Here is a 22,975-nt window from a genome sequence, read left to right as displayed (position 1 = left end):
AAATTCACTTTATTGTACCGTGTACGATTACGTGGCATACGTATTTCACAGTATTATAATTCAGTATACTTTATTCTGAATAATTTGTAAATGTATTTTTGATGACTGTTTAAAAATAATATTGGGGCAAAAAAGCTAGCTTCAAAGATAATCTCTCTGAAGCTAGCTTTTACTTATTATTTCGCTGCTTTTTGTAGTTTGGTAATCATTTTTATAGCGCGTCCAGTACCGATCGCTACCGATTCAAGTGGATTTGGTGCCATATGGACTGGGACACTAATTTCATTAGCAAGCCATTCCTGCATTCCATTTAAAAGGGCGCCTCCACCTGTTAAAACAATTCCATGGTCAACAATATCTCCACTTAACTCTGGAGGGCAGTCCTCTAATGTAGCGCGAATTGCCTCTAGGATTTGTTCAAGTGATTCTTTAATCGCATTATAAATTTCTGTCGACGTTATTTCGATGGTTTTAGGTAAACCAGTTACCATATCACGACCGCGAATATCCATCGTCACTTCTTTATGATTCGGGTGAGCATAACCGATTTCCATTTTTATATTTTCAGCAGTGCGTTCCCCAATTAGAATATTATACGTTTTGCGGATATGTTGAATGATTTCATCATCCATTTTGTCTCCAGCAGTGCGTACTGAATTACAAGAGACAACTCCTCCGAAGGAAATAATACCTACCTCAGAAGTTCCTCCACCAATATCAACGACTACATTAGCAATTGGTTCATCGACTGGTAAATCTGCACCAATCGCAGCTGCAACTGGTTCTTCAATTAAATGTACATGCTTTGCACCGTAGCTTGTTACCGCATTATGGATTGCACGTCTTTCTACTGTCGTACTGCCTGAAGGGGTACAAACAACAACAGTTGGCTTACGCATAGACATCCCAAGCGTTTTACTTACTTTTTTCAATAGCTCCCTCAGCATTTGGGCCGTAACATCATAGTCCGCGATAACGCCATCTCTTAAAGGGCGAATAGGTACAATATTTTTGGGTGTTTTACCGACCATTTCTTTTGCTTCCGCACCAACTGCTACAACTTTTTTTGTTTCAATATCAATCGCTACAACAGATGGCTCATTTAAAACGATTCCTTTTGTTTTTGAATAGACAAGTATATTTGCTGTTCCAAGATCAATTCCAATTTCCGCGTTTGAAAACATAATAGGTTCCTCCAATGATGGCAATTTATTTTATCGTAGATTAAGGGGCAGTAATCCCGTTTATTATAAGGTCAAAATATAGTAGGGGTTCTGCCCCTAAAAGCTGATTAGTTCTCTCAGAAGTGTTCTGAGAGAAATGTCACATTTGTTTCGTACTAGAGAAGTTTAAAAAGCTATGTAGGAATAACAGTATAAACTTCCTACGTCATTGTAAAGTACTCTTTAAAAGTGTATATAAATAGGAAATTACTTTTTTAGGTTATATACCCGAATGTAGTTTAAATATTGCTCCCATATTTATATTAGGAAAAAATGCACTTGAGCATATGCCATTTGATGCATCTTCAAGTAGATAAAAATTTTTCTTTCCTATCTACTATTCTACTATAATAAAGAACGTTACTCTTAAAATTAAAACATTTAGTGGGGGAAATGCAAGTGACAGTTTGTTTACAAATCATTGCAATCTGTAATATAAACCCTTGATCTAAAAGGTGTCAACCGTAATTTCGTACTAATTTTTTCCTTTATGTTGAACTTTTACCTATTTAGCCGAATTTAGGGTTTAGGGCTTTACTATGAAATACAAGGTTTCGAGTTTACTAGGTAAAATTATCGATACCTATTTTTCTAGTTTGGAAAACCCTTCCTCAAATATTACAAAAATCCCGTGCTATGATGATTTTGCAAGAAACAACAAAACCAAAAGGAGAGTGTAACAAAGATGTTTAAGAAAGTAGGAATCGCTACTGCATTATCAACTGCGCTATTACTTGGCGGAGCATTTACATCTACTGCTGATGCGTCAGCAAATCAAGATCAAGCAACTAACCCTTCATATAAAGTCTATTATTCAGTAAATGGACAAACTGGAACTGTATCAGAGGGAGATATCCAAGGCCTTATTAATAAGGTATTGAATGGCGAGCTTGATTGGAAAAATATAGACTGGAAATCTGTTCCAGCAAAAGAACAAAATCAAGAGCAAGCTGAAACTCCAGCAAAACAAGAAGCACCAGAGCAAGCTGAAACTCCAGCAAAACAAGAAGCACCAGAGCAAGCTGAAGCTCCAGCTAAAGAACAAGAAGCTGCAACACCTGTACAGCAACCAGCTCAAAAAGAAGAGCAATCAAATCAAAATCAAGAAACTTCACAGGAATTAAGTCAGTTTGAACAAGAAGTAGTAGAGTTAACAAACCAAGAAAGAGCAAAAAATGGTTTAGCTGCATTAGAAATTGACACAGAATTAAGTAAAGTAGCTCGCGAAAAATCCCGCGATATGGCAACAAGCAACTACTTTGATCACAACAGCCCGAACCATGGTTCACCGTTTGACATGATGAAGAGCTACGGTATCTCATACCGTACAGCTGGAGAGAACATTGCTAAAGGTCAACAAACTCCAGAAGAAGTTGTGAATGCGTGGATGAATAGTGAAGGTCACCGTGCAAACATCTTAAATGGTGAGTATACTCATATCGGAGTAGGATATGTAGAACAAGGTAACCATTGGACACAACAATTCATCGGTAAATAATATATTGTTAGAGACTAGCTTTTAGCTGGTCTCTTTTTTTTATGCTTAAAAGCTGATGTTCACAATTTTTCACGCATAAAAACAATAGGACTCATGCCCCGCATTCAATCGTGTAACTAATTCTTCCTGCCGTATAGTAGCAACTACATGAAAAGCTGTTATTATAAAAGCTATATAGTAGCACATTTTAGGGTATACATAGATACAAACTTGTTTCGATGCACATACTGTTAATGAGGTGGGTAATGATGGTACAAGGATCTGTTAACTTAAACACAGAATTGACGAAAGAATGGCTTCAGGATTATGTTGACAGTTGGATTAACTTCTATAAAAAGCAAACGGTGGATGGTGAGGTTGCCACGTATATACCGATTTTGGCAGAGGCTGATCAACACGCACTAGGTATATCGATTATTGGGAAAAATGGTGTAACGATAAAGTCAGGTGATACAGAAGAAAAATTTACAATCCAAAGTATTTCTAAGGTATTGACCTTTATTGCTGCCTGTATGGATAGGGGGCTTTCCTATGTATTAAATAGAGTGGATGTGGAACCTACTGGAGAAGCGTTTAATTCTATTATGCATCTCGAAATGAAGCAGCCGAAGAAGCCATTTAATCCACTAGTTAATTCCGGAGCAATCACTGTATCTTCTTTATTAAGTGGAAAAACATCCGATCAGAAGCTAGAGTCACTTTTTATTTTAATGGAAAAAATGATTGGTTATCGGCCGGAAGTAAATGTAGATGCATATGAATCAGAACGTGATACATCGATGAGGAATCGATCAATCGGTTACTATTTATTAGAGGGCGGCTATTTGGAATCTGACCTTGGAATTACGTTGGAGACATATTTTAAACAATGTTCGATAGAGATAACAATAGATGATTTAGCTAAAATTGGGTTAGTACTCTCCAATGATGGACTTGATCCAAATACAGAAGAAGAGATTATACCACGATCTGTTGCGCGTCTAGTAAAAGCATTGATGCTCACGTGTGGAATGTATGATGCTTCAGGGAAATTCGCTGCATATGTTGGTATTCCTGCCAAGAGTGGTGTATCCGGTGGAATTGTAGCAGTCGTCCCACCAAGAGTAAGAGACGAGGAACTTCCATTCTTAGATGGGTGTGGAATCGGCGTTTTTGGACCTGCTCTTGATCTGCAGGGGAATAGTATTGGTGGTATTAAATTGTTGAGACATATCGCGAATCAGTGGGATTTAAGCTTGTTTTAAGAAAGGTGCAAGTACCCAGTCAGAGATGCGGAGATGTACAGTTTTAACGCTTCGTGGACATGTGAGAACCGGGGATATTCGAATGAACGAATATCCCCGGTTCACGTCCAGCTCCAGCGCCCAGCAACTAGCGAGACTCCCTCACCTCTCGACACGATAAAGAAGACTTGCCGACTGGCTGTGCCAGAGGCTTAGTCGCACTCATACCCTTGCGGTGAAATCGGGCATTGACTCTAGGTAAAAGGATGGCTGATTAAAATCAGGCTACTCCTAACATCGTAAAGGGGCATGTTTCCTTTATCTCCTCCATAAGAATGTCCCCCCCACAGTACGGGGCGCAGTCCGTACGTCTCTAACCGGGCGCTTCCGCTTTTGTGCTTTAAGCAGATTTCGATTTCGCAGCTCTTTCTTGCTCTCTTTCTTCTTTAGCTACTTTCAAGAATCGCTTCGTTTCATAAGCTACGACGCCAGATAGTCCGAGGAGTCCGATTAAGTTAGGTATCGCCATTAATGCATTAAAAATGTCGGAAAATAGCCACACGATATCAATAACTGTAGTTGCGCCAAAGAAAACAGCAACAACCCACACGACGCGATAGATTGTAACCGCTTTTGGACTCTTGAATAAATAGTTAAGGCACTTTTCTCCGTAATAGGACCAGGCAATAACCGTAGAATAAGCAAATAGGATTGTCGTGATACTTACAATTAAGACTCCAGGCGTTCCTAAGAATACACCAAAGGACTCACCAGTTAAGGCACCACCTGCTACACCAGTTTGATGCAGATCTGCCATAACAATCGTAATTCCAGTGATACTACAAACAATGATTGTATCGATAAATACCTGGGTCATTGAAACGAGACCTTGTCTTCCTGGGTAGTCTGTTTTTGCGGCAGCAGCTGCAATTGGAGCAGAGCCAAGACCTGCTTCGTTTGAGAAAATCCCACGTGCAACTCCGTATCGGATAACCGTACCTAGGATACCACCACCGACAGCGCTCGCAGTAAATGCATCTGTTAGGATGAGATTAATAGCAGCTGGAACAATATCAAAGTTAAGCGTCATGATAATTAAGCCACCGATAATATAAAATACAGCCATGATTGGTACAAAGAAAGCAGTTACACGTCCAATACTTTTAATTCCACCGAGAATAACCAATGCAGTAACAATAGCAAGAATAATTCCAGTAACCCATGTCGGGATGTTAAATGAATTCTCGGCAGCAGCGGACACGGCGTTTGTTTGTACCATGTTACCAATTCCGAATGCTGCAATTGATCCAAAAATCGCAAATGCAACAGCTAGCCATTTTAATTTTAAGCCTCTTTCAAGGTAGTACATCGGTCCCCCGGACATTTGTCCATCCTCACCTTTGACCCTGTACTTTACAGCGAGCACGGCTTCCGCGTATTTTGTTGCCATACCAAAAATTGCCATGACCCACATCCAAAATACGGCTCCTGGTCCCCCTGCAATAACAGCTGTAGCTACCCCTACAATGTTACCGGTTCCGATTGTTGCCGCCATTTGAGTGGTTAAGGCTTGGTAATGGGAAATATCTCCATCTGACAACTTATCTTGCTTTTTGCGACTAAATGCGTTTAATAACGCTGTTGGTAACAGAATTTGTACGAAGCCAAGTCTTAAAGTTAAGTAGATCCCTGTTCCAACAATAAGAATTAATAATGGCGGTCCCCAAACAAATGCACTTACTTGTTCTAAAAACCCTATCATTCAATCATCCCCCTTTATTATTTATACTTACTAATATTTCGAAAATTGGATGAGTTGTCAAGAGGAAATAAAAGTTATTTTAGGTTATAAAACCTTTCTGAACTACTTAAATGCTACAAAATCAATCGACAAAAGCCTTAGCTAATAACGATTTCTCAAAAGGTTTCGACATAATAAAACAAAAAACCATCCATTCCTATTTATAATTTTTTGCTTATGAACCATTAAATTGCTTATAATAGAAAATGGAGAAGGGAGTTATCATCATGGACATTCGTGTACTATTTGTTTGTTTAGGTAATATTTGCAGGTCGCCAATGGCAGAAGCTATTTTTCGTGATTTAGTGGAAAAGGAAGGACTTTCTGATAGAATTAAAGTGGATTCAGGAGGTACTGGTGATTGGCATGTTGGAAATATACCACATGAAGGAACAAGAAAATTATTAGACCGTGAAGCCATTTCGTATGAGGGCATGTTCGCACGACAAGTGAAGGAACAGGATTGGGATGACTTTGATTACATTATTGCAATGGATGATCAGAACATAGCCAATCTGAACAACATCCGAAAGGTGCTTGATAATTCAGTGACAGTCGCGAAATTAATGGATTTTGTCGAAAATCCAGAAGATGTGAATGTTCCAGATCCATATTATACGGGGAATTTTGAGTACACCTACCAGTTAGTTTTAAACGGGTGTGTTCATTTACTAAAATCTATCAGGCATACATATCATATTGCTTAAAGGAGAGAATGGAAATGGGTAAACGTAGAATCATTTTAAGTATGACAATTGGAGCTGTGGCAGGTGGAGTTGTCGCATTATTAGACAGAGATACGAGAAGCTATGCGAGAGGAAGATTTGACGCAGCAAAATCATGCTCATCTCACTTTATTAGCAACCCTTCTGAAGCAATTCATAGCTTGCGTAATACGTTTGACGAATTAAATCAAACGATTGCAAGTGGTGCAGAGAATGCAATCAATGCTCTAGAGCAAGTAGAATCAACATTAGAAAAGGTTACGAATAAAAAAGAGGTAAACTAAATATAGTAATGTAGAGGATGTCCTGAAAGTTTCTTTAAAACGGAACGGATCATTACTATATTGAATTTATGGGAGCGAGTGAACGTGAAAAAAATACTAATTCTTGGGAAGCAGTTCTATCAGCGCGTCGAAAAGGTTGATGTGTTTGGTCTTGCTGCACAGTTAGCATATTTTTTTCTGTTGTCACTGTTCCCATTTTTATTATTTCTATTAAATTTAATTGGATATTTACCGCTTGATGCTCAAGTGATTTTAGATACGATTGCAACCTATGCGCCTCCGCAAGTAATGGAATTGATCAATAATAATATTGGTCAAATGCTAAACCAACAAAATGGCGGGCTGCTCTCTATCGGGATTATTGGTACACTCTGGGCTGCCTCGAATGGAGTTAATGCCATTACAAAAGCATTTAATCGAGCGTATGAAATTGAGAATAATCGCTCGTTCTTTTTTGGACGACTTATTGCGATATTACTTACCATTGCCATCGTAATCGTCATTATCATCGCATTAATTTTACCAGTGTTTGGAAGGATGATTGGTTTGTATTTGTTTTCCATATTTGGTTTGTCAGAAGACTTTTTGCAAACCTGGGAAACGTTCCGCTGGGGAATTTCCTCTGCGATCTTCTTTATTGTACTCCTCTTTCTCTATAAACTAGCTCCACATAAACGAATTTACTTTAAAAATGTTATTGTAGGTACTGCATTTGCCACGATAAGCTGGCAGTTTGTGTCATGGGTGTTTTCCTTCTACGTCAATACGATTGGTGATTATTCCGCTACTTATGGAAGTCTTGGGGTCGTCATCATTCTCATGTTCTGGTTTTATTTATTTGGCATCATTATTATCCTTGGCGGTGTATTAAATGCGTTTATAGAAAAAGTATATAGACGTACATGATCTATGGTGGGAAAAAATAGCTGTCTCCTATGAGATCAGCTATTTAAGCAGTCGCAAACTATTTAAAATAACGAGGATAGTGCTTCCTTCATGACCAATAACACCGAGTGGTAAATCAATCATTTGGAAGTAATTTGTAAGAACAAGCAATAAAATGATGCTTAATGAAAAGATGATATTCTGCTTGATAATACGGTTCATTCGTTTGGATACATGAATTGCATTTGTAATTTTTGTTAAGTCATTTTTCATCAATACCATATCTGCTGTATCGAGAGCGATGTCTGTTCCTTCTCCCATAGCGATACTTACATTCGCATTGGCTAAAGCAGGGGCGTCATTAATGCCATCTCCGACCATTGCCATCGTTTTGTATTTCTTCCTGAACGATTTGACGTATTCAACCTTATCCTGTGGAAGGCAATTGGCCTTGTATTGATTTATGCCAACTTCCTCGGCTACTGTTTTAGCCGTCAATTCATTGTCACCAGTAAGCATAATTGTTTCAATGCCATTCGTCTTTAATTTATGAATAGCTTCTTTTGCTGATTCTCTGATTGTGTCTTTTAGGATAAACATACCGATAATTTGCTCATTTATTTGAATGAAGGTAGATGTTTTTCCAGTGACAGACTGTTTGTCTGCGTATTGATGTTGAAAGGCCTCTGCTAGCTCTTTTCCTACGAAATCTCCCTTACCGATTTTCCACACATTATTACCTACTGTTGCAATGATTCCTTTTCCGCTAATGTTCTTTAAATGTGTAATCTCAGTAGGTGTTAAGCTTCCAGTCTTATCTAAACAATAAGCAGTTATTGCTTTGGCAATTGGGTGTGTCGATTCTTTTTCAATAGCCCCAATAATGGACATGATTTCTTTTTCATCAACAGTTTTATCCATATATACATTTGTTACGGCTGGCTTCCCTTTTGTAAGTGTCCCGGTTTTATCCAATGCAATAGCTTGGATGTTGCTTAAATTCTCAAGATGTACACCACCTTTAAATAGAATCCCTTTCCTTGCAGCATTCGATATAGCGGATAAGGTTGCAGGTGAGATGGAAGCAACGAGTGCACAAGGAGAAGCTACAACTAGTAACACCATTGCCCGGTAAATACTATCAGAAAGTGTCCAGTTAAATAAAAGGTATGGGAGAAACATCATGACAGCTACAATTGCTAATACTACATATACGTAGGTGCTCTCGAACTTTTCAATAAACAGCTGTGAGGTTGATTTCTCTTCTTGTGCAGATTGGACAAGTTCGATAATTTTTTGGAACAATGTTTCATTTGGTTTTGTTGTAATTTTTATTGTTAATGTACCATCTAGGGCTACAGTTCCTGCGTACACATCATATTGGTTATGTTTGTACATTGGCATGGACTCTCCGGTAATCGTACTTTCATCGATAGTAGATGCGCCCTTAACAATAACCCCATCGGCTGGAATGCGCTCGCCGGCTCTTACAAGAATGAAATCACCAATTTTTAGCTGGGAAACAGGTATAGTCGTTTCTTGATTTCCCTGCAGTAGTAAAGCCTGTTCTGGTTGTAATTCCATTAAGGATGAGATTGCTTGATTACTTTTGTTCATCGAATAGGTTTCCAGTGCGCCAGATAATGCGAAAATGAAAATTAAGATAGCAGCTTCTGTCCAATAACCGATTGCTACAGCTCCGATAGCGGCTAGAATCATTAATATTTCTACATTTAATTTCTTTGTTTGAATCGTATCTGTAATGCCCTCTTTCGCTTTCGCATATCCACCAATGGTGAATGCTAGCCCGTGCAGTGTGATCCAAATGACGGAGGATAATTGGTCTTTAAAAATCCATGCTATAAGTAGTAGTATTCCGCTGAACAATGCAGCAATTAATTCGTGATGCTCATAAATGGGAAATGTTTTTATTTTGGAAATTGGAGTTTTCCTTGTTGTACGTTTCAGTTCTAAAGTATCTGTAGTCATGACAGTTTCCTCCTTTTAATAACTGTTACTTATTTATAATTATTATAATTAGATATTTATTATTATATCAAGAATAAAACGAGAGTCAACATAAACTTTAGTTAAATTTTTTAGCAACAGGGTAATTGTTACAATTTTTTAATATAATCTTTTAAAACAGAATACATTTCGTTGTCTTAGCAACTTAATTCTGTTACAATTACTTTTGAAAATTATATATAACAAAGGGGTGCTTTGGTTGAATAAGTTTAGATTGTTTTTAATGCTTTTAGCTGTTATTACTGTGTTAAGTGCATGTGGCAATTCTGGAGATACAGCCACTGAAGATGAAAGATGGGAAGAAGTTCAAGATGCAGGGGAACTCGTTGTTGGTACTTCTGGTACACTAATTGCTGCGTCTTATTATGATGAGAATGATGAATTAACAGGATATGATGTGGAAGTAATGCGTGAGATCGCAAATCGTTTAGATCTTGACGTTAGCTTTGAAATTATGGGAATTGATAGTATGCTTCCAGCAATTCAAAGTGGAAGAATTGATGTAGCAGCGAATGATATTGAGCCTACAGATTCTAGAAAAGAACAATTTAACTTCAGTGAGCCTTATAAATACTCTTATTCGACCATGGCAGTTCGTGAATCGGATAACTCTGGAATCGAGTCATTAGAAGATTTAGAAGGTAAAAAAGCTGGTGGTGGAGCAACAACAATTTACAGTCAAATTGCGGAACACTTTGGTGCAGAAGTTGTGACTTATGGAAACGCTCCAAATGAAGCATATTTAAGCGATGTCAGTAATGCACGTACAGATGTAGTTATAAATGATTATTATTTAACAAAGTTTGGCGTAGCAGCGTTTCCTGATTTTGATTTGCATTTGCATCCAACATTAAAATTCCATCCAACTGAACAGGCGGTTGTTATACCAAAAGATGCTGACAAGTTAACCGAAGAGATTAACCGTGTATTAAATGAAATGCGTGAAGATGGAACATTATCAGAGCTCGCAATCCAGTTTTATGAGGAAGATGCCTCTGAAAAACCAGAAGGCGATATTGAGGAAATAGAAGGTCTTAAACTGTAAGGCTTTAAGGGGAATTGAAAAATGAACTTCAATGGATTTGATTTCGGAGGATTATTTGATATTGAATTAGCCATTAAAAGTTTACCCTTTGTTCTAGAGGGGTTACCAATGACGTTGATTGTTTCAATAGCTGGAATGGGGATAGGTCTCGTATTAGGTCTATTTCTAGCTTTGGCTAGGAGCTCAAAACGTGGTCTATTACACCTTCCAGCACGTATTTATATTTCCTTTATGCGTGGTACACCAATGCTTGTATTTCTTTTTATCCTTTATTTTGGACTGCCTGTAGTTGGAATTCAATTCACAGCGACAGCGGCAGCTATTATTGGTTTTGGGCTCAACAGTGCGGCATATATAGCTGAAGTAGACAGGGCTTCTCTCAACAGTATCGATACTGGACAATGGGAATCGGCAAAGGCATTAAATATGCCGTATTGGACAACGCTTCGAAAAATAATCTTGCCCCAGGCAACGCGAATTGCTATACCTCCGCTAACAAATGTGTTTATGGATGTTGTAAAAGCTACATCATTAGCAGCTGTTATTACCGTACCAGAGCTTTTTCAGAAGACACAGATTGTAGCTGGTAGGGAATTTGATGCGATGACGATGTATGTGCTTGTGGCACTTATTTATTGGCCAATCTGTATATTAATTGGCGTTTTACAAGAACGATTAGAAAAAAGATATAGTCGATTTGTTTAGGAAGGATGCTCATTCGGGTGTCCTTTTTTTAATTCTTCGACATAGGTATGTATAATTTCCTCTGAACCGAAAAAAATAGGGAAAAAGAAAGGAATGGGAAACCATGAAAATACACAAAATGACTCGCAATCTCATAATTGCTCTTGCTTTCTTATTAAGTCTTTTTTTCCCATCGGTCGGTATAGCTGAAAAAAAGTCAGAGGATGCTAATGAAATTCCTAGCCATGTTCTAGATATCGCGAAAGAAAATACGTTTCCGAATTCAACAGAAGATCAGGAAGTGATTGAACCAAGTGAACTAACACAGGAATTGATTGATGAACTTTCCATCTCTATTGAAAATCCGGACCTAATTAAAATGCTAAACGAAACATCATTAAAGCCATCTCCAGTTGCTATTGGTTACCGCGGAATGGTATATCTTGGGCGCTGGCCTTTAAATTACCAGTCAGATGAGTCGAATATCAATTGGGAATACCAACCAATCAATATGAATGAATTAAATAATGTTGGTGGGGAAACACCACAAAACATGAACTATATTCAACAAGAGGAAAAGGAAATTAAAGGTGCTTTAACCAATAAAATAACAAATCCTGATGATGTAAAAAAAATGATGCTGCTTAAATCAAAGGAAAAAACAAATCTTCCGCTTTCTTATCAGACAATAATCGGGAAAAATACGAAGAAGGATAATTCCTATGCGATACCAGCTAAAAAGCATGGAACCTTACAAGCATTTGCCCCAGCAGTGAACGAAAAAGGCCAGGTTACCTTTGGAGAAGTTTATCTCCAGCTAAAAGGATCGAAAAAATCCTTAGAAGTTAAAAATGTAACGAAGCAAGGGATTGGTGCTTGGATTCCAATTCAAGATCATGTATCCTTCTCCTATCAATTAAAATAGACACGAACCCTGTGAAATTTTTTTGCAGGGTATTTTATTTTCGTAAAAGGGTTGAAATTATCATTTTAATGCTTTATCATATTAAAGTATTAAAGTTTCATTGAATGATACAACATAGATAAGAACTTAGGGGGAAGCTTGAGATGGAATGGATTGTAATTGTTTCCGTGCTTGTAATGACAATTTTATGTTTACTGCGCGTGAACGTAATTATAGCCATTATTGCTGCATCAATTGTAGCAGGTTTAATGGCAGGTTTGAGTTTAGTTGACTCAATTGAAATGATGGTAAGTGGAATGGGAGCAGCATCAAATACAGCATTGAGTTATATTCTTCTGGGTGCGTTCGCTGTTGCAATTAGTTATACCGGCATTACAACTATTTTAGTGAATTTTTTAATTCGCAAATTGACAGGCAAGAAAACAATATTGGTACTTGCATTAGCCGGAGTTGCTTGCTTATCACAAAACGCAGTGCCCGTGCATATCGCTTTTATTCCAATTCTAATACCGCCTTTATTAAAATTATTTGATGAAATGCGTTTAGACCGTCGTGCTGTGGCATCAGCCTTAACCTTTGGTTTAAAAGCTCCATACATTATGATACCGGCAGGATTTGGACTTCTCTTTCAAGGCATTATAGAAGAGGGCATGATACAAAATGGCACCTTTATTACTGAAAATGAAGTATCACTGGCGATGCTTATCCCAGGAAGTGGAATGATTGTTGGGTTATTTATTGCTATTTTTATTACCTATCGAAAGGACAGAGATGCAATACCTGGAGCTGGTGGAGCAGAATCTTCAATTACAATTGCAACAGTGGAGAACGTCCCGTTTAATAAACAACACTTGTTTACATTAATTGCTATTTTGGGCGCATTAGCTGTACAGCTGGTTACCAAAAATCTTATCGCAGGTGCATTAACTGGACTTATACTAATGTTTTTATTCTTGGTTATCCCATTTAAAAAGGGTGACAAGGTAATGACAGAAGGAATTGGCATGATGGGAACGATCGCATTTGTTATGCTTGTCGCCTCAGGCTATGGATCGATTCTAAATAAAACAGGAGCGGTAGAAGCACTTGTTGAGTTGAGTTCTGGCTATTTAAACAACAACCAAGTACTCATTGCTTTTATTTTATTATTAGTTGGCCTATTAATCACAATGGGAATTGGTTCTTCATTTGGAACGATTCCAATTATTGCAGCTTTATATGTTCCAATTTGTATTGCTGCCGGATTTTCACCGATGGCGACTGCGGCATTGATTGGAACAGCAGGAGCGCTTGGGGATGCAGGTTCTCCAGCATCTGATAGTACACTTGGACCTACAGCTGGACTCAATGCAGATGGAAAGCATCACCATATCTGGGATACGTGTGTACCAACCTTCCTCCATTATAATATTCCGTTATTTATATTTGGATGGGCAGCAGCACTTATTTTGTAAAATGAAACTTCATTCAGTGGGGCTTTTCTCACGAAATGATACATGCATAATTTAATAACATATAGGAAAAGGTAAGAAAAAAACTAGGTGGGTTGTTATGCGGAAATTTACGTTAACATCGATCATCGCTTTTCTTACCTTTTTCATTTGCTTCATGGAGCCAGGAACTACCGGCGCTTTTGGCTGGGGATATAAAAAAAACGCTGATCATCAAATTCCAGAAATCGGTCATTACAAGGAACTGCTTGACCAATACGGCGCCTATTATGTAGATGATTCTGGGGCGAAAAATATTTACCTTACATTTGATAATGGGTATGAGCAGGGTTATACAGCAGATATATTGGAAGTGTTAAAAAAGGAAGAGGTTCCAGCAACATTTTTCATAACTGGTCATTATGTGGAAAGTGAACCAGAGCTTGTGAAGCGGATGGTTGAAGAGGGACATATTATTGGAAACCATTCTTATCATCATCCTGATTTCACAATCATGAACAAGGAAGCAATTCAAAAGGAATTAGAAACCTTAGAGGCATCAGTAGCAGAATTAACGGATCAAAAGGAAATTAAATTTCTTCGTCCACCACGTGGTGTTTTTAATGAAGATACATTGCGATGGACAAATGAACTCGGGTTAATTCATGTGTTCTGGTCACTTGCCTTTGCTGATTGGAAAGTGGCGGATCAAAAAGGCTGGGAATATGCATATGAGCAGATTATGGAGCAAATGCATCCAGGGGCAATTATACTGCTCCATGCAGTGTCCTCTGATAATGCTCAAGCACTGGAGCAAGTTATACAGGAATTGAAAAAACAAGGGTATACGTTTAAAAGCCTGGATGATTTACTATTAAATGATATGCTGCCAAATGGAATGTTTGGACTTTAACTTAGTATCTAAATAAAGATCGAATCGCTATCTGATTCGGTCTTTATTTATTATTAATATAAATATTCTTAATTATTTGTTACAATTAAAATAATCATTGTGGGAGGGGATACATGTTGAACCGGACAGACCTGATAGCGCCAGCAGATTATAATATTGTAATGGAAATGGAAAAGTATGCAATGGATACAGATCGTACTGCACTCATATGGGAGGACGAAGCTGGTCATACCAAAGAAGTGAGCTATGAGCAGTTGCTAAGGAATGTAAATAGAATTGGTAACGCTTTCCTTGGTGAGGGACTAAAGCGAGGAGATAAGGTACTTATTATGATACCTCGACTAATAGAGGCTTATGAAGTATATTTGGCAGCAATCAAAGTAGGAGTTGTTGTTATTCCAAGCTCTGAAATGCTGAAAACAAAAGACCTGCAATACCGTGTAAGCCATGGGGAAGTACGTGGGATTATTAGTTATTATCCTTTTGTAGATCAATATAAAGATATTGAGGAGTACGATGATTTAATCAAATTTGTGGTTGGTGAGCCTAAAGAGGATTTCTATTTTTTAGATGAACTGCGAGAGCAACAATCCGATGTACTAGAGATTGCTTCAACAACAAAGGATGACATTGCCTTTATTTCCTATACCTCTGGTACAACAGGAAGTCCAAAGGGGGTTGTTCATACACATGGTTGGGGCTATGCGCATTTAAGGACGGCTCCAGAGCATTGGCTTTCTATTAAAGATGGAGATAAAGTATGGGCAACAGCTGGACCAGGGTGGCAGAAATGGGTGTGGACTCCGTTTTTATCTGTACTTGGAACAGGAGCAACCGGCTATATCTATCATGGTAAATTTGATGCCAAAAAATACTTACGTTTATTAGAGAAGCAGGCAATTAACGTTTTGTGCTGCACCCCAACGGAATATCGAATGATGGCAAAGGTAGATACAATCAGTGAATATGACCTTTCTACTTTAACCAGTGCTGTTTCCGCTGGAGAACCATTAAATGTCGAGGTTATCGACGTATTCCGTAAGCATTTTAATATCACCGTTCGCGACGGTTATGGTCAGACAGAAAACACGTTATTACTAGGAGTAATGAAAGGGATGGAAGTGAAACCGGGATCCATGGGCAAACCAACTCCAGGTAATGATGTTGAAATTATTGACGATGAAGGTAAACAAGTCTCGACAAATGAAGTTGGAGATATTGCTGTGAAAGTAGATAGCCCCGCCCTATTTAGAGAGTATTATAAAGATATAGAACGAACAAAACACTCGCGCCGTGGAGATTATTACATCACTGGAGACAGAGCACGAAAAGATGCAGATGGCTATTTTTGGTTTGAAGGAAGAAGCGATGATATTATTATTAGTTCTGGTTACACGATTGGACCATTTGAAGTGGAAGATGCTTTAGTCAAACATCCATTCGTTCAAGAATGTGCAGTCGTTGCAAGTCCGGATGAGATCCGCGGAAGTATTGTCAAAGCATTTGTCGTATTAAAGAATAATTTAGAGAAAGACGAAGCTGCATTGATCAAAGAATTACAAGAACATGTTAAAGCATTAACAGCACCATATAAATATCCAAGGAAAATTGAGTTTCTGGACGAGCTTCCGAAAACAACATCCGGAAAAATCAGACGTGTTGAGCTACGTCAAAGAGAAACGGAAAAGTAAAGCATATCAACGATCTCGGCTAAAATGATAGTCGGGATTTTTTCTTGTTCTATGAAAAAATTAATCAAAACACTTGAAAGTCAAAGAAGGTCAGAGTATAATGAAATCAAGGTCAAAGATAGTCAAAGTCAAACCTGCGAACGATATGGAATATTTCCAAGGAGGAATGGAAAATGAAATGTCAACAATGTGGTACGAATGAAGCAAATATAAATGCGCAAATGCAAATAAATAATCAACGTGTAGAAATGCACTTATGTGGTACATGTTTCCAAGAGCTTCAAGGGAAGATGATGAATTCAAATGACTTTTTCTCAAACTCTCCGTTTGGGGATTTCAATGAAGCATTCTCAAATAACTTCTTCCAAGGTAATGGAGCAAGCAAAACGGGAACACAAACAAAACAAAAAGCAAAAAAAGGGAATGGCTTAATTGACCAATTAGCAAAAAACCTAAATGATGCAGCACGTGCTGGCAGCATTGATTCTGTAATCGGCCGTGATAAAGAAATTAAACGAGTTATTGAAACATTAAATAGAAGAACGAAAAATAATCCTGTCCTTATTGGTGAGCCGGGTGTTGGTAAAACAGCAATCGCAGAAGGACTAGCAGTTAAAATTGTAGAAGGTAACGTACCTGCAAAGCTGCTCAATAAGGAAATTTACTTGCTTGACGTTGCTTCACTTGTAGCGAACACAGGAATTCGCGGACAATTTGAAGAACGCATGAAAAAACTGATTGAAGAATTGCAAGCACGTGACAATGTTATCCTGTTTATCGATGAGATTCATTTAATCGTTGGTGCTGGAACTGCAGAAAGTTCTCAAATGGATGCAGGAAATATCCTGAAACCGGCACTAGCTCGCGGCGATCTTCAATTAATTGGTGCAACTACATTGAAGGAATACCGTCAGATTGAAAAGGATGCAGCTCTTGAACGTCGCCTGCAACCAATCATTGTTAATGAGCCATCGCAAGAAGATGCTATTCAAATTATAAACGGAATTAAAGATCGTTATGAAGCATTCCATGAAGTTCGCTATTCAGATGAGGTTGTTCGTGCCTTTGTAACACTATCAAGCCGTTATATTCAAGATCGCTTCTTACCAGATAAAGCAATCGACTTGATGGATGAGGTTGGATCACGTCTAAACCTTGCAAATGCCCAAAAAGATTCTGAGTCTCTACAGAAACGTTTGGATGAGGTAGTCAAAGAGAAACAAGAAGCGGCAGATAAAGAAGATTATGAACGTGCTGCTAATCTAAGATATCAGGAAATTCAGTTACAAAAACAAGTTGAAAAAGCAGTGGACGGTGAAAAAGTATTAGATGTCGATATCTCAGATATTCAATTAATTGTGGAAGAGAAAACAGGCATCCCAGTAACGAAAATGCAGGCAGACGAGCAAGCAAAAATGAAAAATATTGCTGAAAACCTGCGTAAGAAAGTAATTGGTCAAGATGAAGCAGTGAATAAAGTCGCTAAAGCAATCCGCCGTAGCCGTGCAGGACTAAAATCGAAAGATCGTCCAATTGGTTCCTTCTTATTTGTCGGACCGACTGGTGTAGGGAAAACCGAACTCACAAAAGTATTAGCAGAAGAATTATTCGGTACGCGTGATTCGATGATTCGTATTGATATGAGTGAGTACATGGAAAAACACGCCGTGTCAAAAATTATTGGTTCACCTCCAGGCTATGTTGGTCACGAAGAAGCAGGCCAATTAACCGAACGTGTACGTCGTAATCCATATTCTATCCTGCTTTTGGATGAAATTGAAAAAGCACATCCAGACGTACAGAATATGTTCCTGCAAATTATGGAGGACGGTCATTTAACGGATTCGCACGGAAGAAAAGTCAGCTTCAAAGAAACTGTGATTATTATGACAAGTAACGCAGGAACTGGAGTAAAATCAGTCAATGTTGGCTTTAATAGCGATCGTCATGAATCGGTATCAACATTGGAAAACCTAAGTAACTATTTTAAACCGGAATTCCTGAACCGTTTCGATGCGATTGTTAACTTTAATGAGTTAGCAGAAAAAGACCTATTACAAATTGTTGATTTAATGCTAAAAGAGCTTGAAGAAACGATTGAAGAAAATAATATTCACATTACAATTACTGACGAAGCGAAGCAAGAGCTTGTTAAGCAAGGCTATGATCCAAGATTCGGTGCAAGACCATTACGTCGCGTCATCCAGGATAAAATTGAAGATCAATTAACAGATCTCATTTTAGAAGAAGAAACAATCGAACATGTTCATGTCGATGCTGTTGATCAAGAGATTGTTGTTCGCAAAGCTTAAAAAACATGAGTTTATCAGTTAGGGGTTCAATGCTCTTCTCCGGTAAACGTACAATTGAAATAAATCTACGAAATGGGCAATATTGCAGTTACGATGCAATGTTGCCCATTTTTAATTATATATAATTCACCATTAAATTATCATGATATTGCCAACGGAAAAACGTAATAACATAACAACATTCGTAAAAGCTATAGACAAATAGCGAAAAAAGGAATGTTCTTATGAAAAGATGGATGTCATTTATCATAGTTATTCATTTATGTTTATTTACTTATCCAATCTATAGTCACAGTGAAACTGCCCCGGATATGCAGGTTCATTTTATTGATGTTGGACAAGGGGATAGTATTCTGATTGAAACCCCATTAGATAAAACCATTCTAATTGATGGCGGTCCACCTGGGTCTGGAAAGAAGATCGTTTCGTACTTAAAAAACCATGGGATTGATGAATTAGATCTATTAGTTGCAACACATCCAGATATGGATCATATTGGCGGTCTGCCAGAAGTAATGGAAGCTGTATCCGTAAATGAAATCCTCGATACGGGAAAATTACATCCAACGAGAACGTTCGCCAATTATATCTCAGAAATAAGAAAACAGAACATACCCGTTCAAATTGCAGAAAAAAATGACTCGATTGAAATTGATCCACTCATTAATATTGAAGTATGGAATGCATATGAAAAATTTAAAAACAATAATAAATCATCGATTGTATTAAAGGTTTCGTATAAAGAAATGGATTTTTTATTAATGAGTGATGTAGAAAAGCAACAGGAGAAAAAAATAATGGAGGATTACGATGTTGAATCCGAAATAATAAAAGTTGGGCATCATGGATCGAAAACGAGCTCTTCATTGGAGTTTTTACAGGAGGTAAATCCAGAGGTAGCGATTCTTACCTATAGTAAAGATAATAATTATGGCCATCCAGTAGATCGGGTGATTGACAATTTGTATCATGTGAATGCTCTCATTTACTCGACTGCAGCACTCGGTGATTTGGTCATTCAAACAGATGGGGAAGATTATTTTGTCCTGCCGAAAAAAGATCCGATTGGAAAAATAATTGATACGGCTAGCTAATTATTCTGACATTTTAATTTACAATTTAATACAAAAATGATATCATATTAATATAATAATAAAATCATGTGGGGAAGGTGTGTTAATATGATTCAAGAGAAAAAGGCTTGGATGATGAATGGCTTCATAGGAATTCTTTTCGTTGCATTGCTTTTAGCAGGTACGGTATTTAGTTTTATTCAGCAGCAATTTCTGTTAGGCGGTATTTGTTTGATTTTAGCTGTTACATTAGGCAGTGGAATCACGCTCGTGCAGCCTAATCAATCGATTGTAGTTATTTTTCTCGGTAAGTATATGGGGACAATCCGTCGCGAAGGAATTGTAGTTACCATCCCATTTTCAGTGAGAAGAACCATTTCACTGCGTGTACGAAACTTTAACAGCAATCGCTTGAAAGTAAATGACGTCAACGGAAATCCAATTGAGATAGCCGCAGTTATTGTATTTAAAGTTGTTGATGCTGCAAAAGCTGTTTTCGACGTCGATAAATATGAACAGTTTGTTGAGATTCAAAGTGAGACAGCTATTCGTGCAGTAGCGACAAAGTACCCTTATGATACATTTGAAAATGTCGAGCTTACACTTCGCGGGAATGCAGAGGAAGTATCGAATGAATTAACTGAAGAGCTACAAGATCGCTTGAAAGTAGCAGGGGTTGAGGTGATAGAAGCACGATTAACACACCTTGCCTATTCAACAGAAATTGCGCAGGCGATGCTTCAGCGTCAACAAGCTAGTGCGATTATTTCTGCGCGTAAGCAAATCGTTGATGGTGCCGTTGGGATGGTACAGGATGCGATTGAACGAATTGAAAAAGAGGGAATTGTTGACTTAGACGACGAACGCAGAGTCGCAATGATTAATAACTTACTCGTTGCGATTGTGTCAGATCACGGGACACAGCCAGTGATCAATACTGGTTCGCTATATCAGTAAAAGAGGGGGTTTTTATGGCTAAAAAAAAGAATTTCCCATTGCGGATAGACCCCAAATTATATGATATTCTGCAGTCATGGGCAAAGGATGAATTCAGAAGCGTCAATAGTCATGTAGAATTTTTGCTTAGGGAATCCGTTAAAAAAGCAGGGCGACTCCCAAAGAGTGAAGATAAGAAGATTGGTGAGGATTAAGACCAAGTTCGATATAGAAAAACTTTATACGACTGACTAAATAGCTTAGCTTATGCTAGGCTATTTTTTCTTTTTTTCTAAAAACTATTGACAAATAAGTTCATTAGTTATAGGGTTAGTTACATAAGTAATTAACCAAATAAGGAAGGAACTGAACATGAAAAATTCATTAGACGATAGTAAACCAATATTCCTTCAAATTAAAGAACAACTAGAGGATTCCATCATAAATGAAACGATTAAAGCAGAAGAGCGTGTTCCGTCGACAAATGAGTTTGCAACTTATTACAAGATTAATCCAGCTACTGCAGCAAAAGGAATTAATGAGCTTGTCGCAGAGGGCATTCTATTTAAACGGAGGGGTGTTGGAATGTTTGTTACCGACGACGCGAAGCAAATCCTAATCGAAAAGCGCAAGAAGTCATTTTATGAACATTATATGCTGCCATTAAAAAGTGAGGCAGAGAAGCTACGTATTAGTGCCAAGGAGCTTATTGAAATGGTGGAAAGGGAGGATGTTTCAAATGAAGATTGAAGTGAAGAATCTATCTAAGAAATATAAAGATACGATTGCATTGAATAATGTTACTTTCACGCTGGATGAGCCGAAAATTTATGGATTATTAGGAAGAAATGGTGCTGGTAAAACGACATTCATGGATATTTTATCTGGACAGATTTTACCAAGCAGTGGTGAGATTCTAATTGATGGGGAAGATCCATTCGATAACCAACGACTAACGGAATCGATTTGCTTGATTAAAGAAGGAAACAATTTCAAAAAAGATTTAAAGGTCAAGAATGTCCTCAAGATTTATTCTTATTTCTATCCAAATTGGGATCAAGAACTGGCAGAGGATTTGATTAAGGAATATAACTTGAGCTTAAATGCAAAAGTAAAGACGCTCTCCAAAGGAATGGAATCAGCTCTAGGGATTACAGTTGGCCTAGCAAGTAAAGCACCAATCACAGTATTTGACGAGCCGTATATTGGTCTCGATGCGCCGTCCAGAAAAAGGTTTTATGAAATTATGCTGGAAGAATACCAGGAGGAAAAAAGAACCATAATTTTCTCCACGCATTTAATTGATGAGGTGAGCTTACTGTTTGAAGAAGTTCTTATATTAAGAGAGGGGTCGTTAGTATTACAAGAAGAGTCGGAGACACTTCGGGATAACGCAATTTCAGTTTCAGGAAGCATTGAGAAAGTTGAAGGATTCCTAGCAGGTAAAGAAGTAATTGAGCGAAAGCAACTTGCAGGGGTGATGACGGCATACGTATATGGGACGACAGCGGATGCAAAAGTGCATGGATTAGAAGTAGAAGGTATTCCAATTCAAGAGTTAATGATTTATTTAACGGAAAGAAAGAAGGGTGCTTAAAATGGGCAGGCAGATAAATGGATTACTTTATTTCTTTATAACGGATATACGCTATTCACTGATGATTTTCTGGACAATTTTACTCGGTATACTCGGTGTGTCATTGGCAATTTCTTATTTTATGCTCGGAGTTGAGAATGGGCAGTTATATTTCATGTTTCAATTCATCTATGTATATTGTGGGATTTTAGGGTTTATTACGGTAAAAGAAAGCATTCCTTTTTCATTGAAGATGGGCGCAACGAGAAAGAATTTATTTATAAGTCTTGGCCTGTTTTTTGTCGCTATCGCTTTAATGAAAGCAGTAATTGCAAATACGTTACACACGGTTATTTTATATGCAACAGATATAATTAATCTACATTCCTTTGGTTTTATGCACGTGACACAGCTCCTGGAAGACACATGGGTAAATAGAGTAGTTATTGACGCGTCAGTAATGTTTCTTTTCCTGACTGTCATGTTTTTAACCGGGTTGTTATTTTATAGATATGGCCTGTTAGGTGGGGGAATTGTTGTTGGCACTGGAGTGATTATTCTATTAGTTGGGGTTGCCCAAGGTTGGCTAATTGATTTCTTTATCAATTTGTATTCAGATTTAAAGCTAACCTTATTCCTGCAAATCTTCGGCATAGGCATTGTAATGTATCTCATTTCCTTCCTGCTGTTAAAGAGAGTAACAACTGTAAGTGCAAAATAAAT

Annotated in this window: 21 protein-coding genes; 18 read left to right on the top strand and 3 right to left on the bottom strand. The window is 37.8% G+C overall.

Going from position 1 to position 22,975, the window contains the following annotated elements:
• Positions 1-176 precede the first annotated feature (176 nt).
• Positions 177-1,184: a rod-share determining protein MreBH gene (gene mreBH / locus F1560_RS00230; protein WP_149472669.1), complete on the bottom strand. Its 1,008-nt coding sequence runs from the start codon at positions 1,182-1,184 to the stop codon at positions 177-179.
• 724 nt (positions 1,185-1,908) lie between these two features.
• Here mreBH and F1560_RS00225 point away from each other — a divergent pair.
• Both F1560_RS00225 and F1560_RS00220 read left to right on the top strand, forming a co-directional pair.
• Entirely contained in the window at positions 1,909-2,721 is an 813-nt protein-coding gene (locus tag F1560_RS00225) for a CAP domain-containing protein (protein WP_149472668.1), read from the top strand.
• Between the two features lie 248 nt (positions 2,722-2,969).
• On the top strand, positions 2,970-3,965 hold the full coding sequence (locus tag F1560_RS00220) for a glutaminase (protein WP_149472667.1): 996 nt from the start codon (positions 2,970-2,972) through the stop codon (positions 3,963-3,965).
• A 379-nt stretch (positions 3,966-4,344) separates the two neighbouring features.
• Here F1560_RS00220 and F1560_RS00215 read toward each other — a convergent pair whose 3' ends face one another.
• On the bottom strand, positions 4,345-5,706 hold the full coding sequence (locus F1560_RS00215) for an alanine/glycine:cation symporter family protein (protein ID WP_149472666.1): 1,362 nt from the start codon (positions 5,704-5,706) through the stop codon (positions 4,345-4,347).
• 266 nt (positions 5,707-5,972) lie between these two features.
• On the opposite strand from F1560_RS00215, the gene F1560_RS00210 reads away from it, so the two are divergent.
• From F1560_RS00210 to F1560_RS00200, 3 genes are all read left to right on the top strand, one after another.
• On the top strand, positions 5,973-6,452 hold the full coding sequence (locus tag F1560_RS00210) for a low molecular weight protein-tyrosine-phosphatase (protein WP_149472665.1): 480 nt from the start codon (positions 5,973-5,975) through the stop codon (positions 6,450-6,452).
• 14 nt (positions 6,453-6,466) lie between these two features.
• Positions 6,467-6,754, top strand: coding sequence for a YtxH domain-containing protein (locus F1560_RS00205; RefSeq protein WP_149472664.1), 288 nt, complete (start codon positions 6,467-6,469; stop codon positions 6,752-6,754).
• An 84-nt stretch (positions 6,755-6,838) separates the two neighbouring features.
• Positions 6,839-7,660 carry a YihY/virulence factor BrkB family protein gene (locus F1560_RS00200; RefSeq protein ID WP_149472663.1) on the top strand — a complete coding sequence of 274 codons (822 nt, stop codon included), beginning with the start codon at positions 6,839-6,841 and terminating at the stop codon, positions 7,658-7,660.
• A 39-nt stretch (positions 7,661-7,699) separates the two neighbouring features.
• Here the strand turns inward: F1560_RS00200 and F1560_RS00195 are convergent, their stop codons facing one another.
• Positions 7,700-9,628, bottom strand: coding sequence for a heavy metal translocating P-type ATPase (locus tag F1560_RS00195; RefSeq protein WP_149472662.1), 1,929 nt, complete (start codon positions 9,626-9,628; stop codon positions 7,700-7,702).
• A gap of 238 nt (positions 9,629-9,866) precedes the next feature.
• On the opposite strand from F1560_RS00195, the gene F1560_RS00190 reads away from it, so the two are divergent.
• From F1560_RS00190 to F1560_RS00130, 13 genes are all read left to right on the top strand, one after another.
• Positions 9,867-10,712: a transporter substrate-binding domain-containing protein gene (locus F1560_RS00190; protein WP_245347787.1), complete on the top strand. Its 846-nt coding sequence runs from the start codon at positions 9,867-9,869 to the stop codon at positions 10,710-10,712.
• A 21-nt stretch (positions 10,713-10,733) separates the two neighbouring features.
• Entirely contained in the window at positions 10,734-11,417 is a 684-nt protein-coding gene (locus tag F1560_RS00185; protein WP_149472661.1) for an amino acid ABC transporter permease, read from the top strand.
• A gap of 103 nt (positions 11,418-11,520) precedes the next feature.
• Positions 11,521-12,321: a YfkD famly protein gene (locus tag F1560_RS00180; RefSeq protein ID WP_149472660.1), complete on the top strand. Its 801-nt coding sequence runs from the start codon at positions 11,521-11,523 to the stop codon at positions 12,319-12,321.
• A gap of 143 nt (positions 12,322-12,464) precedes the next feature.
• Positions 12,465-13,775: a Na+/H+ antiporter family protein gene (locus tag F1560_RS00175; RefSeq protein ID WP_149472659.1), complete on the top strand. Its 1,311-nt coding sequence runs from the start codon at positions 12,465-12,467 to the stop codon at positions 13,773-13,775.
• A 97-nt stretch (positions 13,776-13,872) separates the two neighbouring features.
• Positions 13,873-14,664, top strand: a complete 792-nt coding sequence (pdaA, locus tag F1560_RS00170; RefSeq protein ID WP_149472658.1) for a delta-lactam-biosynthetic de-N-acetylase — start codon at positions 13,873-13,875, stop codon at positions 14,662-14,664.
• Between the two features lie 116 nt (positions 14,665-14,780).
• Entirely contained in the window at positions 14,781-16,355 is a 1,575-nt protein-coding gene (gene mbcS / locus F1560_RS00165; protein ID WP_149472763.1) for an acyl-CoA synthetase MbcS, read from the top strand.
• A 173-nt stretch (positions 16,356-16,528) separates the two neighbouring features.
• On the top strand, positions 16,529-18,667 hold the full coding sequence (locus F1560_RS00160) for an ATP-dependent Clp protease ATP-binding subunit (protein WP_149472657.1): 2,139 nt from the start codon (positions 16,529-16,531) through the stop codon (positions 18,665-18,667).
• A 224-nt stretch (positions 18,668-18,891) separates the two neighbouring features.
• On the top strand, positions 18,892-19,761 hold the full coding sequence (locus F1560_RS00155; RefSeq protein WP_149472656.1) for a ComEC/Rec2 family competence protein: 870 nt from the start codon (positions 18,892-18,894) through the stop codon (positions 19,759-19,761).
• 90 nt (positions 19,762-19,851) lie between these two features.
• Complete coding sequence (locus F1560_RS00150) at positions 19,852-20,697, top strand: SPFH domain-containing protein (RefSeq protein WP_210095936.1); 846 nt, start codon at positions 19,852-19,854, stop codon at positions 20,695-20,697.
• Between the two features lie 14 nt (positions 20,698-20,711).
• Positions 20,712-20,891 carry a type II toxin-antitoxin system antitoxin gene (locus tag F1560_RS00145; protein ID WP_095313660.1) on the top strand — a complete coding sequence of 60 codons (180 nt, stop codon included), beginning with the start codon at positions 20,712-20,714 and terminating at the stop codon, positions 20,889-20,891.
• A gap of 157 nt (positions 20,892-21,048) precedes the next feature.
• Complete coding sequence (locus F1560_RS00140; protein WP_149472654.1) at positions 21,049-21,426, top strand: GntR family transcriptional regulator; 378 nt, start codon at positions 21,049-21,051, stop codon at positions 21,424-21,426.
• Complete coding sequence (locus tag F1560_RS00135; protein ID WP_149472653.1) at positions 21,416-22,273, top strand: ABC transporter ATP-binding protein; 858 nt, start codon at positions 21,416-21,418, stop codon at positions 22,271-22,273. Before F1560_RS00140 ends, F1560_RS00135 begins: the two co-directional genes overlap by 11 nt.
• A gap of 1 nt (position 22,274) precedes the next feature.
• Complete coding sequence (locus tag F1560_RS00130; RefSeq protein ID WP_149472652.1) at positions 22,275-22,973, top strand: hypothetical protein; 699 nt, start codon at positions 22,275-22,277, stop codon at positions 22,971-22,973.
• Positions 22,974-22,975: the final 2 nt, after the last annotated feature.

The organism is Oceanobacillus polygoni, assembly GCF_008304605.1.
Taxonomy (GTDB): Bacteria; Bacillota; Bacilli; order Bacillales; family Amphibacillaceae; genus Oceanobacillus; species Oceanobacillus polygoni.
Note: the sequence above shows the minus strand (reverse complement) of the source record. Positions and strands in the feature narration are given on the sequence as shown.